Below are 13,075 nucleotides of genomic sequence, written 5' to 3'. Positions count from 1 at the left end.
CCGCTGTCCCGCGCGCCGCCGCGCGTTACGCTCCGGCGCATGAGTGATCGAGTCGTGGTGGCCGGTGCCGTGTGCGACCGGGGGCGGCTGCTGGCCGCACGGCGCAGTGCGCCGCCCGAGCTGGCGGGCCGCTGGGAGCTGCCCGGCGGCAAGGTCGAACCGGGAGAGCTGCCCGAGCAGGCGCTGGCGCGTGAGCTGCGCGAGGAGCTGGGCGTGGAGAGCGAGCCGCTGGAGCGGATCCCCGGTGCGTGGCCGCTGAAGCCCGGCTATGTGCTGCACGCGTGGACGGTCCGGCTGCTCTCCGGCGACCCGCGGCCACTTGAGGACCACGACGAGCTGCGCTGGCTCGGCCCCGACGAGATCCATACGGTCGACTGGCTGGACCAGGACCGCCCCGCCGTCGCCGAGGCCGCCCGCCGGCTGCGCACGCCCTCGTAGCACCTGCCCCGGCCGTTGCCCCTGCCTGTCCTCCACCCTGCCCCGGCCCTGCTCCGTCGTGCGCCCCCGTCAGGTCACTCCGTACGCCGTTCGTGCCACAGTGCGCCCGCCCCGAAGGTAGGCCGGGCGGAAAGCGGGGTATGCCCCACATTGACCCCACTCAGAAGATGCGGGTCTGCCGCCTGTTGTGGGAAGTGGTCGGCTTGATCGTTGCCGAGGGTGCCTGTGCCGAGTGGACCTTCCCTGCCGAGGTGAGTTCGGTGCGCCGGGCGCGGCACGAGGTCCGCGACACCCTTCGCCGCTGGCGGATCCCTTCCTCGGTCGGTGATGTGGCCGTACTGCTGGTCAGCGAGCTGGTGACCAATTCCCAGCGCTACGCCTCCGGCCCGATCGGAGTGCGGCTGGACGTCCGGCCGCTCTCTTCGGGCCCTGACGGGGCGGCGGTTGACACCGCTTCGGCGCGCTGCGCACTGGTGGTCGAAATCTCCGATCCGGTCCCCGAGGCACCGACCGAACGGGCCGCGGGACCGGACGACGAAGGAGGGCGCGGACTGCAGCTCGTGGCCTGTTCCGCGAGGCGCTGGGGGACGCGGCGCGGCAAGACGGGTAAGACGGTGTGGTTCGAGCTGCCGCTGCTTGGTTAGAAGTGTGGGGGGACAACGATCACGTCCTGTCCGGCTCAAACAGACCGAGACCGTGATGTGATCGTGAACGGCGTGTCGGCCGGGGCCGTAGTGCTGAATACTGCGGGCAAGGCCGGTCCGGTGCGTGAGCTGGAGGGGACGGTCGCGTGAGCGAGATACCAGAGACGACGGGCGACGTCGTTTGGCAGAGCAGTCCGCCCGGCTCCATCTATGACTACATCCGGGTGGCTTCCTTCTCGATCGGCCCCGACGGGCTGGTCGACCAGTGGAGCGAGCGTGCCGCCGAACTCTTCGGCGTCACGGCGCCGCAGGTCAGGGGCAAGGACCCGATCGAGGTCTTCCTCCCGGACGAGCTGCGTCCGCACGGTCACCGCAGGGTCGACGAGATTCTGGACGGCAAGGAGTGGACGGGACTCGTGCCGTTCCGGCTCCCCGGACAGGACGCCGAGCAAGGTCTCGCCGAGATCTATGTGATGCCCAGTGAGACCGACGACGGCAGGCGTGGCGCGCTCTGCATCGTCGTGGACGTCCGGGCCTTGCGCCATATTGAGACGGACCTCGCCTCCTCGCAGGCGATTTTCGGCCAATCTCCTTTCGGATTCCTGCTCTTCGACCTCGATCTGAAGATCCGGCGGGCCAACCAGCGCTTCGTGACCGTCTTCGGCGGAACGCCCGCAGGCCACCGCGGCCGGAGCGCCCACGACTATCTCTCGCCGCCCCAGGCCGACCGGCTGGTCGACGCGCTGCGCCGGGTCCTGGAGACCGGCGACCCGGTGACCGAACTCCAGCTCGTGGGCAGCGTGGACGGCTCCGCCGACCGCAGGTTCTGGTCCATCAACCTCTACCGCGTCAACAGCGGCTCGGGACGCGTTCTGGGCGTCGCCGCGATCGGCACCGACGTCACGCACCGTCAGATCGCCGCCCGTGAGGCCGCCAGCGCCCGCCGCAATCTCGCCCTGCTGAACGAGGCGAGTGCCAGGATCGGCAACTCGCTCGATTTGGAGACCACCGCACGCGAACTGCTCGACGTCGCCGTCCCCGGCTTCTGCGACCTCGCCTCGGTCGATCTCTACCAGAACCTGCTCACCGGCGAGGAGGCGCCGCCGGGACGCTGGAGCTCGACCGGCGCCGAATCCGGCGACGGCAGCGCCCGGCTGCGCAGGGTCGCCTTCGCCAGCGCCGTCTCCGACGCCCCGCTGGGCGCGGCGGGCGCCGTGCCGCACGACGGGTACGTGATGCCCGAGGTCGGCGCCGTGCACCGCTTCCCGTTCAGCTCGCTCAGCGCCGCCGCGCTGCGTACCGCCCGGGTGCAGACCGTCCCCGGCGAGACCGGCAGCCTGATCCAGTCGACGTTCGCGGTGCCGATGGTGGCGCACGACGCGGTCGTCGGGCTCGCCCAGTTCTCCCGTACGAAGGGCAGCGAGCCCTTCGGCGACCGGGACCGCGCGCTCGCCGTCGAACTGGCAGCGCGCGCCGCCGTCTGTATCGACAACGCCCGCCTCTACCGCAGGGAGCACGAACGCGCGCTGATCCTCCAGCGCAGCCTGCTGCCGCCCGGCGACCCCGAGGCGGCCGGACTGGACATCGCCTGCCGCTATCTGCCGGGCAACACGGCGACCGAGGTGGGCGGTGACTGGTTCGACGTCATCGAGCTGCCGGGACACCGCACGGCCCTGGTCGTCGGCGACGTGATGGGCCGCGGGCTACGGGCCGCCGTCGCCATGGGCGAACTGCGCACCGCCGTGAGGACGCTGGCGCTGCTCGACCTGGAACCCGCCGAGGTGCTGTCCGCGCTCGACGAGATCGCGCGCGGCCTCGGCACCCCCAGCGGCGCCCAGCAGGCCTCCCGGGTCGCGCACAAATCGCGGGACGCGGACCTCTCCGAGGTCTATCTCGCCACCTGTGTCTACGCGGTCTACGACCCGGTCACCCGGCGCTGCACCTTCGCCAACGCCGGCCATCTGCCGCCGGTCGTGGTGGAGCCGGGCGAGGCGGCCCTGCTGCTCGACGTACCGCCGGGGATGCCGCTCGGCGTCGGCGGCGAGCCCTTCGAGCAGGTGGAGGTCGAGCTGGCCGAGGACGCGCTGCTCGCCCTGTACACGGACGGTCTCGTCGAGTCCCGCGACCAGCCGCTCGACGAGGGCCTGAGCGCCTTCCGCGCCGCGCTCAGCAATCCCGTACGCCCCCTGGAAGACGTCTGCGACCACGTCCTGAGCACCCTCGACACCGGGCACGGCGAGGACGACATCGCACTGCTGATGGCCCGGATCCAGGGGCTCCAGCAGGACGCGGTGGGCGACTGGCGGCTGCCGCGCGAACCGCGCTCGGTCGGCCGCGCCAGGGAGCGCGCCCGCGCGCAGCTGCTCGCCTGGGATCTCGAACCGCTCGTGGACACCGTCGAGTTGCTGGTCAGCGAGCTGGTCACCAACGCCATGCGGTACGGCGAGGGCGAGATCAGGCTACGGCTGCTGCGCGACCGCACGCTCGTCTGCGAGGTGTGGGACGCGGGACTCGTCCAGCCGCGCAGGCGGCGCGCCCGCGACACCGACGAGGGCGGGCGCGGGCTGCAGCTGGTCGGGCTGCTGAGCGCCGCCTGGGGCTCGCGCCGCACACCGCGCGGCAAGACCGTCTGGTTCGAACTGGCCCTGCCCGACGGGGACTCGTCGTCGGAACCGTCGGTGGAACAGCTCCTCAGCATGTTCTGAGCCGGCCGCTCAGCCCCGGTGGCCCTCATGGGGCCGTCCGTCGTGGGACGCGACCCGGACCGTACGGGCCCTGGCCCGCCGTCTGCGCCTGCGGTACGTGTACGCGGCGCCGACGACGACGACGAGCAGTACGGCGATGGGCAGGACGAGATTGGCCGATGCGCCGGGTGACCCGCCGCCGTCGGGGGCCGGGGTCGCCGCCGCGAGCGCGGGTACGGCCGGCCACCACGCGGTGACCAGCAGTACGGTCAGCGCGCTCGTCGCGACCCGGTACGTACGGGTTCTGTCACGGCGACCGATGAGAGACGTCACCTTTCGGACAGTATGTCCGGCAATACGGCCCCGCGACCGGAGAGAGTCCCGCTTAGTCTGTGGCCCTTCCGGGGGAGGGGACGGACGGTGCGTACACAGCTGCGTGGATTCGGGCGGGGGCTGGCGCGGGGCTGGCGCGATAGGCGGGCGCGGTGGCCCAAGAGAATCGCGCTGGCGCTCGCGGTGGTGATCGTCGTGCCGCTGCTGTCGGCGGCGGCCGCGCTGCGGATGAACTACGCGGGCGACCTCCAGGACGGCACCCGCACCCGCGGCCGGGACGCCATCTGGCTCGGCCACGCCTGGGTGGACGGACGCAAGAAGGACGCCGATCTCGCCGCGTTCGCCCGGCGGATCGACGGGACGGGGATCAAGGACCTGTACGTGCACGCGGGGCCGCTGGAGCACGACGGCACCCTGCCCGCCGACCGCTACGCACGCGCCGGGTGGCTGATCGCCGCCGTGCACCGCACGATGCCCGGGGTGCGCGTGCACGCCTGGCTCGGGGACGTGCTGGCCACCGAGATCCCGGACGGGCTGCGCCTGGAGCGCGCGGCGACCCGCGCCGCCGTCGTGCGGTCGGCGGCGCAGGTGCTGGACGACGGGTTCGACGGGGTCCACTTCGACCTGGAGCCGCTGCACTCGGGCGACCGGCACTACCTCACCCTGCTGGACGATCTGCGCGCCGTCACCGGGAAGCGGCACAAGCCGCTCTCCGTCGCCGCCCACCAGATCGACCCGCTGCCCGCCCAGCACGCGGTCGCCGGCTTCTTCACCCGCCACCCCAAGTGGTGGTCGCAGGCGTTCTTCGCCCAGGTGGCCCGCAGGGTCGACCAGATCGCCGTCATGTCGTACGACACGGCGATGCCGGTGCAGAGCCTGTACGGGGGCTACGTGGCCCAGCAGACCGCGCTCGCCCTGGAGGTGACGCCCACGTCGACGGACCTGCTGATGGGGCTGCCCTTCTACTACGAGGACGACATGAGCCACCACGGCCACGCGGAGACGACGGCGGCGGCCGTGCGCGGCGTACGGCTCGGCCTCGGCCGCACCGACCGCGACCGGCAGCGGTTCGGGGTCGCCCTGTACGTCGACTTCGCGGCGAGCGAGCAGGACTGGGCGTCGTACCGCGAGGGCTGGTGCGACCCGGTCTGAGGCCGGGCGCGGGCGAGGTCGCGTGCGACGGCGCCGCCTGATCCGGCGCCGCACCGAGAAAAACAGGCAAACTTGCAAGGCGGCCTGTCGATCTCGTACGGTGAAGCCATGTCCGAAAGCCACCCGAACCCGACGCCCGAGCAGGTCGCCGCCGAGGTGGCCGCCGTGGTCAGCACGTTGATGCGACGGCTGCGGACGACCTCCCCGGACAGTCTGCTCACCCCCTCCCAGCGGTCCGTGCTGTCCCGGCTGGACACCGAGGGCCCGGCCACCACGGCGGCGCTGGCCCGCGCGGAGTTCGTCAGGCCGCAGTCCATGCGGCTGACGCTCGGCTCCCTGGAGGAGCAGGGCATGGTCGAGCGGACACCGGACCCCGACGACGGCCGTCAGTCGGTCGTCTCCGCCACGGACAGCGGGCGGCACACCCTCGCCGGCGTGCGCGCCGCCAAACGGGACTGGCTGGCCGAGGCCATCGCCGGTGAACTGGACGCGGCCGAGCGGCGCACGCTCGCCGAGGCCGCGGCGCTGCTGCGGCGGCTGGTCGAGAAGTGAGCGACGCGACGACCGGCATACCGGCGGGCACGCTGCCCGAGCCGAGGGGCCCCGAGCCAGGGAGCGCGGAGTCAGCGAGCCCCGAGCCGAGGAGTCCTGAAGAGAGCACCCCCGGCGGTCCCGCGCCGAAAGGCTTCAGCGGCCGGCTCACCGCCCCGCTGCTCATCGGCTCCCTGCTCAACCCGCTCAACACGACCATGATCTCCACGGCGCTGGTGTCGATCGGCGACAGCTTCGGGATCGGCGCCGCCGACACCGCCTGGCTCATCTCCGTCCTCTACCTCGCCAGCGCCGTAGGCCAGCCCGTACTCGGCAAACTCGCCGACGCCCTCGGCCCGCGCCGGATCTTCCTCGCCGGCCTGGTCCTGGTCTTCGCCTCCGGCCTGGTCGGCACCCTCGCGCCCACTTTCGGCTGGCTCATCGTCTCCCGGCTGCTGCTCGGCGTCGGCACCTCGGCCGCGTACCCCGCCGCCATGTCCGTACTGCGCGACGAGGGCCGCCGGGTCGGCCGTACCCCTCCCCGTACGGTCCTGGCGCGGGTCTCCATGGCGGCGCTCGGCAGCGCTGCCGTCGGACCGAGCCTCGGCGGGCTGCTGGTCGCCCTGGTCGGCTGGCGCGGCATCTTCGCGGTGAACCTGCCGGTGGCGCTGGTCGCCTTCGTCGCCGCGCTGATCTGGATCCCCGTCGACCCGCCGCGCGGCGCCGTGACGGCGGACAACTCGTTGCGCCGCTCGCTCGACCCGCTCGGCATCGGACTGTTCTCGACGGCGCTGACCCTGCTGGTCTTCTTCCTGCTCGACCTGTCCCACCCCCTGTGGTGGCTGCTGGCCCCGTTCGCCGCCGTCTCCGCCGTCCTGGTGTGGTGGCAGCTGCGCAGGCCGCGGCCCTTCATCGACCTGCGGATGCTCGCGGGCAACGCCCCGCTCGCCCGCACCTATCTGCGGCACGGCCTCAGCTATCTGCTGATCTACTGCGTGATGTACGGCTACACCCAGTGGCTGGAGGAGGGCCGCGGCTTCTCCTCCGGGTACACCGGGCTGCTGATGCTGCCGATGTCGGTGGCCGCGCTGGTCTGCTCGCTGCTCGGCGCCCGTACCAAGGGCATCCGGGGGCCGCTGGCGCTCGCCGCCGTCCTGCTCGCCGTCGGCGCGAGCGTGCTGGCCTTCGTCGGCGGACAGACACCGCTCGCCGTGCTGCTGCTGGTGGGCGCCTGCTTCGGCGTTCCGCAGGGCCTGATCGGTACGAGCAACCAGGCGGCCGTGCAGGCGTACGCCCCGCCGGAGGAGATCGGCTCGGCGGCCGGGCTCCAGCGCACCGCGCAGTACATCGGCGCCATCGCCGCATCCAGTCTGATCGCTCTCGCCTACGGCCGGCGGGCGAGTGACAGCGGTCTGCACCTCATGGCCGGTGTCTCCGCCGGTCTCGGGGTGCTGCTGATCATCCTGACCTTCACCGACCGGGCGCTACGAGCCCGTCGCTGACCCCCCATCGCAAGGAGCACCACCCATGACCGCCACCATCCTCGATCCCACCACCGCCCTGGTCGTCGTCGACCTGCAGAAGGGCATCGTCGGCCTGCCGACCGTCCACCCGGCCGCCGAGGTCGTCGAGCGCTCGGCGAAGCTCGCCGCCGCCTTCCGGGCCAAGGGCCTGCCGGTCGTCCTCGTCCGGGTCACCGGCGGCGCCCCCGGCCGTACCGAGGGCCCCGGCGGCTCCGGCCAGCAGCCGCCCGCCGACTGGGCCGACCTCGCCGAGGGGCTCGGCCGTGAGGACAGTGACATCGTCGTCACCAAGCAGGTCTGGGGCGCCTTCCACGGCACCGACCTCGACCTCCAGCTGCGCCGCAAGGGCGTCACCCAGGTCGTGCTGACCGGCATCGCGACCAGCATCGGCGTCGAGAACACCGCGCGCGCCGCCTACGAGCACGGCTACCACGTCACCGTCGCGACCGACGCCGTGACCGACATGGACGAGGAGACGCACCGCAACGCGGTCGAGCGGATCTTCCCGCGCCTCGGCGAGACCGACACCACCGAGGCGATCATCAAGCTCCTCGGCTGACCCGGCCGATCCGGCTGGCCCGGCTGACCCGGCTGATCCGGCAGTCACCGGCACCGCGCGGCGCACGGCGGGGCCCGCATCCGACCGGATGCGGGCCCCGCCCTGTCCCCGGCCTCACTCGCCGCGGCGGCGGATCTTGTTGCCCAGCCAGACCAGCGGGTCGTACTTACGGTCGACGGCGCGCTCCTTCAGCGGGATCAGCGCGTTGTCCGTGATCTTGATGCCCTCGGGGCACACCTCCGTACAGCACTTGGTGATGTTGCACAGGCCAAGACCGTGGTGCTCCTGGGCCGTTCGCTTGCGGTCGAGCCCCGACTCGGCCGCCGCGTCCAGCGGATGCATGTCCAGCTCGGCCGCCCGCATCAGGAAGCGCGGCCCGGCGAACGCGGCCTTGTTCTCCTCGTGGTCGCGCACCACATGGCAGGTGTCCTGGCACAGGAAGCACTCGATGCACTTGCGGAACTCCTGCGACCTGTCCACGTCCATCTGCTGCATCCGGTACTCACCGGCGGCGACACCCGGCGGCGGTACGAACGCCGGGACCTCCCGCGCCTTCTGGTAGTTGAACGACACGTCCGTCACCAGATCGCGGATCACCGGAAAGGCGCGCAGCGGGGTGACGGTGATCGTCTCCTCGCGGGAGAAGACGGACATCCGCGTCATGCACATCAGCCGTGGCCGTCCGTTGACCTCGGCGCTGCACGAACCGCACTTGCCCGCCTTGCAGTTCCAGCGCACGGCCAGATCCGCCGCCTGGGTCGCCTGGAGCCGGTGGATGATGTCGAGGACGACCTCGCCGTCGTTGACCTCGACGGTGAAATCCTTCAGCTCGCCCCCGGCGGCGTCACCGCGCCAGACCCGGAACTTCGCGTCGTACGCCGTGGCGGTACTGGTACTGCTGGGAACAGTGCTGGCACTCAACTGTGGAGCTCCTCTTCGGCGAGGTACTTGACCAGCTCTTCCTTCTCGAACAGCGCGAGCAGGTCAGGACGGATCGGTTCGGTCGTCTGCCGGGTCAGCGTGATCTGGCCGTGTGCCGGATCGGTGGCGGCGAGCGCGCCCGTCGGATCGGCCAGGGCGCAGTGCAGATTCACCGGCCGCCAGTCGCTCGCCATCCCCGGCCAGTCCTCCCGGGTGTGCCCGCCGCGGCTCTCGGTGCGCTCCAGGGCGGCCCGCGCGACGCACTCGCTGACCAGCAGCATGTTCCGCAGGTCGAGTGCGAGATGCCAGCCCGGGTTGAAGGGCCGCAGGCCCTCGACGCCGGCCCGCCTCGCCCGTACCCGCAGATCGGCCAGCTTCTCCAGGGCCTGCTCCATCTCGCCCTCGCGCCTGATGATGCCCACCAGGTCGTTCATGGTCTGCTGGAGCTCCTGATGGAGGGTGTACGGGTTCTCCGGCGGCCCCGCGGTCGCGTCGGCGCCCACCGGGTCGGCCGCGCTGAACGGGCGCAGCGCCTCGGCCTCCGCGCTGTCGACCTGGGCCTGGTCGACGGCCGGGCGCCCGGCGAGGCCCGCCGCGTACTCGGCCGCGTGGAGACCCGCGCGCCTGCCGAACACCAGCAGGTCGGAGAGGGAGTTGCCGCCGAGCCGGTTGGAGCCGTGCATGCCCCCGGCCACCTCGCCCGCCGCGTACAGGCCCGGCACGCCGATCGTCGCCGCCGAGTCCGAGTCGACGGCGACACCGCCCATCACGTAGTGACAGGTCGGTCCCACCTCCATGGCCTCGGCCGTGATGTCGACGTCGGCCAGCTCACGGAACTGGTGGTACATCGAGGGCAGCCGCCGTTTGATGACGTCGGCCGGCATCCGGGTCGAGACGTCCAGGAAGACACCGCCGTGCGGTGAGCCACGGCCCGCCTTGACCTCGGAGTTGATGGCGCGCGCCACCTCGTCGCGCGGCAGCAGCTCGGGCGGACGCCGGTTGTTGTCGGCGTCGTCGTACCAGCGGTCGCCCTCCTCCTCCGACTCGGCGTACTTCTCCTTGAAGACGTCGGGGATGTAGTCGAACATGAACCGCTTGCCCTCGGCGTTGCGCAGCACCCCGCCGTCGCCGCGCACCGATTCGGTGACGAGCAGGCCCTTGACCGAGGGGGGCCAGATCATTCCGGTCGGGTGGAACTGCACGAACTCCATGTTCAGCAGGGGAGCCCCGGCGAGCAGCGCCAGCGCGTGCCCGTCGCCCGTGTACTCCCAGGAGTTGGACGTGACCTTGAAGGACTTGCCGATGCCGCCGGTGGCGAGCACCACCGAGGGAGCCTCCAGGACGAAGAAGCCCCCGGACTCCCGCTCGTAGCAGAAGGCGCCGGAGACCCGCTCGCCGTCCTTCAAGACCCTGGTGACCGTGCACTCCTGATAGACCTTCAGGCGCGCCTCGTAGTCCCCGAACTCCTTGAAGTCCTCCTGCTGCAGGGAGACGATCTTCTGCTGGAGGGTGCGGATCAGCTCAAGGCCCGTACGGTCGCCGACGTGGGCGAGCCTGGGGTACTCGTGTCCGCCGAAGTTGCGCTGGGAGATCTTCCCTTCGGGCGTGCGGTCGAACAGCGCGCCCCAGGTCTCCAGCTCCCAGACCCGGTCGGGCGCCTCCTTGGCGTGCAGTTCGGCCATCCGCCACTGGTTGAGGAACTTCCCGCCGCGCAGGGTGTCGCGGAAGTGGACCTGCCAGTTGTCGCCGGAGTTCACATTGCCCATGGAGGCGGCGATACCGCCCTCGGCCATCACCGTATGGGCCTTGCCGAACAGGGACTTGCAGATGACAGCGGTACGGGCGCCACGCTCGCGCGCCTCGATGGCGGCGCGCAGTCCCGCGCCTCCGGCGCCCACCACCACGACGTCCCACTGCCGGTGTTCCAGTTGCGTCATTTCTGAAGGCTCTCCCTAGAAGAAGCGCGGATCGTCGAAGGCTCCGGAAGCGACCAGGTAGACATAGAAGTCGGCGACCGCGACGCTGATCAACGAGGCCCAGGCCAACTGCATATGACGGTTGTTCAGCTTCCCGACCCAGCCCCACAGCCGGTAGCGCACCGGGTGCTTGGAGAAGTGCCGCAGCCGTCCGCCGATGACATGCCGGCAGGAGTGGCAGGAGAGGGTGTACGCCCAGATCAGCCCGATGTTGACGAGGAAGACCACCGAACCGAGACCCATATGGCCCCAGTGGTACTCCTCGTCGCGGAAGGAGAGCACGGTGTCGTAGGTGAGGACGACGGCGACGAGTACCGCCAGGTAGAAGAAGTACCGGTGGACGTTCTGCAGGATCAGCGGGAAGCGGGTCTCACCGCTGTACTTCTTGTGCGGCTCGGCGACGGCGCAGGCGGGCGGCGAGGCCCAGAAGCCCCGGTAGTACGCCTTGCGGTAGTAGTAGCAGGTCAGCCGGAAGCCCAGCGGGAAGATCAGGATCAGCAGCGCGGGGGACAGGCCCCACCAGCTGCCGAACAGGTCCCAGTTCGGGCCGTGCCGCATCGGTGCGCAGTTGTCCGCCACACAGGGCGAGTAGAACGGTGACACGTAGGGCGCCGAGTAGTAGTCGCTGTTCGCGAACGCCCGCCACGTCGAGTAGACGATGAAGGCGAGCAGCCCTGCCGCTGTCAGGGCCGGCGACAGCCACCAGCGGTCCGTCCGCAGATGGCGGGGGGCGATGGCGGCGCGTGTCGCGCCGTGTACGCCCGTACTGGCGCTGGGTTCAGTGGTACCGGTGGCCAACGAGTTCTCCAAACGAGAGGCCTTACGGGCTACGGCGCCCGCCGGTCGCTTACGCCCAGGCCCTCGTCGTCCGAATCCGTCCACAGCGCGCTGTTGTACGGGGTGTCGGGGATGGTGACCAGGTCGTCGGCGCGGCCGGCCGACGGGTGGTGGAGCTCGGTCACGGGCTGCTGCGCGAGACTCTGCTCCAACCGTCCGACCGTGCGGACCAGGTCGTCGAGGCAGCGTCGAACCGCTGTCAAATCGTCCTGCAGGGACATGTGTTGCCCTCACTTCCGCGGTCGCGGGTGGCATGCGGGGGTCTGGGGGACCGTCGCCCCCAGAGGGCTCTGTATGCGCCTGCGAGTGTTCCGCGTCACACTCCCTTTGACAAGACCGCCGTCACGGGTGCGGCCGGCGGTCCCGTTGGGCCGCACGGGTGGGTTTCGGCGCACGTGGCGCCGTGTCGCTGGCGTCGCCGCGACTCTTTCCCCTTCAGTGGGTGGGCAATAGGTGTGATCATCTCTAAATTCCACAAAACAGGATGAAGAGGTACAAGCCATGTCCCACGTCGGCGCCCCTCGCGGGAGGACATGCTCCCGGACGTTCCGCTCCGTAGCGCTCCTCACCACCGGTGTGCTCGCCCTGCCCGCACTGTCCGCCTGCAGCTCGGACGACAACGGCAGCGACGCCCCGGCCGCCGCCGTGGACGTCGCGCCGGCCTCGCGCGCCGCGGTCAGCCAGGGCGGCACCCTGCACTGGGCGATCGACTCGATGCCCGCCACGCTCAACGCCTTCCAGGCGGACGCGGACGCCGCGACCAACCGGATCGCGGGAGCCGTGCTGCCCACGCTCTTCACGCTGGACAAGCGCGGCAGGCCGCAGCTCAATCCGGACTACCTGGAGTCCGCGAAGATCGTCGACCGGGAGCCCAAGCAGGTCGTCTCGTACAAGCTCAACCAGCAGGCGGTGTGGAGCGACGGCCGGGAGATCGGCGCGCCGGACTTCGTCGCCCAGTGGCACGCGCTGCGCGGCCAGGACTCCGCGTACTGGACCGCGCGCAACGCGGGCTACGAGCGGATCGAGAAGATCGAGCGCGGCGGGGACGACCTGGAGGTCCGGGTCACCTTCAACAAGCCGTACGCGGACTGGAAGTCGCTGTTCAGCCCGCTGTACCCGAAGGAGGTCATGGGTACGCCCAACGCCTTCAACGACGGGGCGAGGACGGCACTGAAGAAGACGGCGGGCCCGTTCACGGTCAAGAAGGTGGACCGCAAGGCCAAGGAAGCGACGCTCGTCCGCGACCCGCACTGGTGGGGCAAGCCCGCCAAGCTCGACTCGGTCGTGCTGAGCGCGGTGCCGAACAACGAGCGGGTGGCGGCCCTCGCCTCGGGCAAGCTCGACGTGGCCGATGTCGACCCCGCTGCGGCGAAACGTATCTCCTCGGCCGTGCAGGACAAGGACAGGGCCAACGGCCCGGCCCGCCCAGCGGCCGGCGCCGGCCCGGCGACGAGCGGCAGCCCCGCGACCGGCGCCA

13 protein-coding genes are annotated in these 13,075 nt (G+C 71.2%); 8 read left to right on the top strand and 5 right to left on the bottom strand.

Annotation, left to right across the window (positions count from 1 at the left end; translation table 11 throughout):
• Nucleotides 1-39: 39 nt before the first annotated feature.
• The 3 genes from HY68_RS05100 to HY68_RS05090 all read left to right on the top strand — a co-directional run bounded on the left by HY68_RS05100 (nucleotide 40) and on the right by HY68_RS05090 (nucleotide 3,787).
• Nucleotides 40-438, top strand: coding sequence for a (deoxy)nucleoside triphosphate pyrophosphohydrolase (locus HY68_RS05100; protein WP_041984913.1), 399 nt, complete (start codon nucleotides 40-42; stop codon nucleotides 436-438).
• Between the two features lie 194 nt (nucleotides 439-632).
• Nucleotides 633-1,082, top strand: a complete 450-nt coding sequence (locus HY68_RS05095) for an ATP-binding protein (protein ID WP_041995197.1) — start codon at nucleotides 633-635, stop codon at nucleotides 1,080-1,082.
• A 146-nt stretch (nucleotides 1,083-1,228) separates the two neighbouring features.
• Complete coding sequence (locus tag HY68_RS05090) at nucleotides 1,229-3,787, top strand: SpoIIE family protein phosphatase (protein WP_041984911.1); 2,559 nt, start codon at nucleotides 1,229-1,231, stop codon at nucleotides 3,785-3,787.
• Nucleotides 3,788-3,796: 9 nt separating this feature from the next.
• Here HY68_RS05090 and HY68_RS05085 read toward each other — a convergent pair whose 3' ends face one another.
• Nucleotides 3,797-4,099 (bottom strand): hypothetical protein, encoded by a 303-nt coding sequence (locus HY68_RS05085; RefSeq protein ID WP_041984908.1) that lies wholly within the window; start codon nucleotides 4,097-4,099, stop codon nucleotides 3,797-3,799.
• An 87-nt stretch (nucleotides 4,100-4,186) separates the two neighbouring features.
• Between HY68_RS05085 and HY68_RS05080 the strand changes: the two genes are divergently transcribed.
• From HY68_RS05080 to HY68_RS05065, 4 genes are all read left to right on the top strand, one after another.
• Nucleotides 4,187-5,251, top strand: a complete 1,065-nt coding sequence (locus HY68_RS05080; protein WP_041984905.1) for a glycosyl hydrolase family 18 protein — start codon at nucleotides 4,187-4,189, stop codon at nucleotides 5,249-5,251.
• A 108-nt stretch (nucleotides 5,252-5,359) separates the two neighbouring features.
• A complete protein-coding gene (locus HY68_RS05075) occupies nucleotides 5,360-5,803 on the top strand; it encodes a MarR family transcriptional regulator (RefSeq protein ID WP_041995194.1) in 444 nt (147 codons plus the stop codon).
• Between the two features lie 158 nt (nucleotides 5,804-5,961).
• On the top strand, nucleotides 5,962-7,284 hold the full coding sequence (locus tag HY68_RS05070) for an MFS transporter (RefSeq protein ID WP_277816775.1): 1,323 nt from the start codon (nucleotides 5,962-5,964) through the stop codon (nucleotides 7,282-7,284).
• 25 nt (nucleotides 7,285-7,309) lie between these two features.
• Nucleotides 7,310-7,864: an isochorismatase family protein gene (locus HY68_RS05065; protein ID WP_041984903.1), complete on the top strand. Its 555-nt coding sequence runs from the start codon at nucleotides 7,310-7,312 to the stop codon at nucleotides 7,862-7,864.
• Nucleotides 7,865-7,978: 114 nt separating this feature from the next.
• Here HY68_RS05065 and HY68_RS05060 read toward each other — a convergent pair whose 3' ends face one another.
• Genes HY68_RS05060 through HY68_RS05045 form a run of 4 tightly spaced genes read right to left on the bottom strand, consistent with a single transcriptional unit; the run spans nucleotide 7,979 to nucleotide 11,819 of the window.
• Nucleotides 7,979-8,785, bottom strand: coding sequence for a succinate dehydrogenase/fumarate reductase iron-sulfur subunit (locus tag HY68_RS05060; protein ID WP_041984901.1), 807 nt, complete (start codon nucleotides 8,783-8,785; stop codon nucleotides 7,979-7,981).
• Nucleotides 8,782-10,722, bottom strand: a complete 1,941-nt coding sequence (locus tag HY68_RS05055; RefSeq protein ID WP_041984898.1) for a fumarate reductase/succinate dehydrogenase flavoprotein subunit — start codon at nucleotides 10,720-10,722, stop codon at nucleotides 8,782-8,784. Before HY68_RS05055 ends, HY68_RS05060 begins: the two co-directional genes overlap by 4 nt.
• A gap of 15 nt (nucleotides 10,723-10,737) precedes the next feature.
• Complete coding sequence (locus tag HY68_RS05050) at nucleotides 10,738-11,559, bottom strand: hypothetical protein (protein ID WP_041984896.1); 822 nt, start codon at nucleotides 11,557-11,559, stop codon at nucleotides 10,738-10,740.
• 29 nt (nucleotides 11,560-11,588) lie between these two features.
• A complete protein-coding gene (locus HY68_RS05045) occupies nucleotides 11,589-11,819 on the bottom strand; it encodes a hypothetical protein (protein ID WP_041984894.1) in 231 nt (76 codons plus the stop codon).
• Nucleotides 11,820-12,099: 280 nt separating this feature from the next.
• Between HY68_RS05045 and HY68_RS05040 the strand changes: the two genes are divergently transcribed.
• A partial coding sequence (locus tag HY68_RS05040) for an ABC transporter substrate-binding protein (protein ID WP_241778470.1) occupies nucleotides 12,100-13,075 on the top strand: 976 nt, incomplete at its 3' end.

It is taken from the genome of Streptomyces sp. AcH 505, assembly GCF_000818175.1.
Lineage (GTDB): Bacteria > Actinomycetota > Actinomycetes > Streptomycetales > Streptomycetaceae > Streptomyces.
Note: the sequence above shows the minus strand (reverse complement) of the source record. Positions and strands in the feature narration are given on the sequence as shown.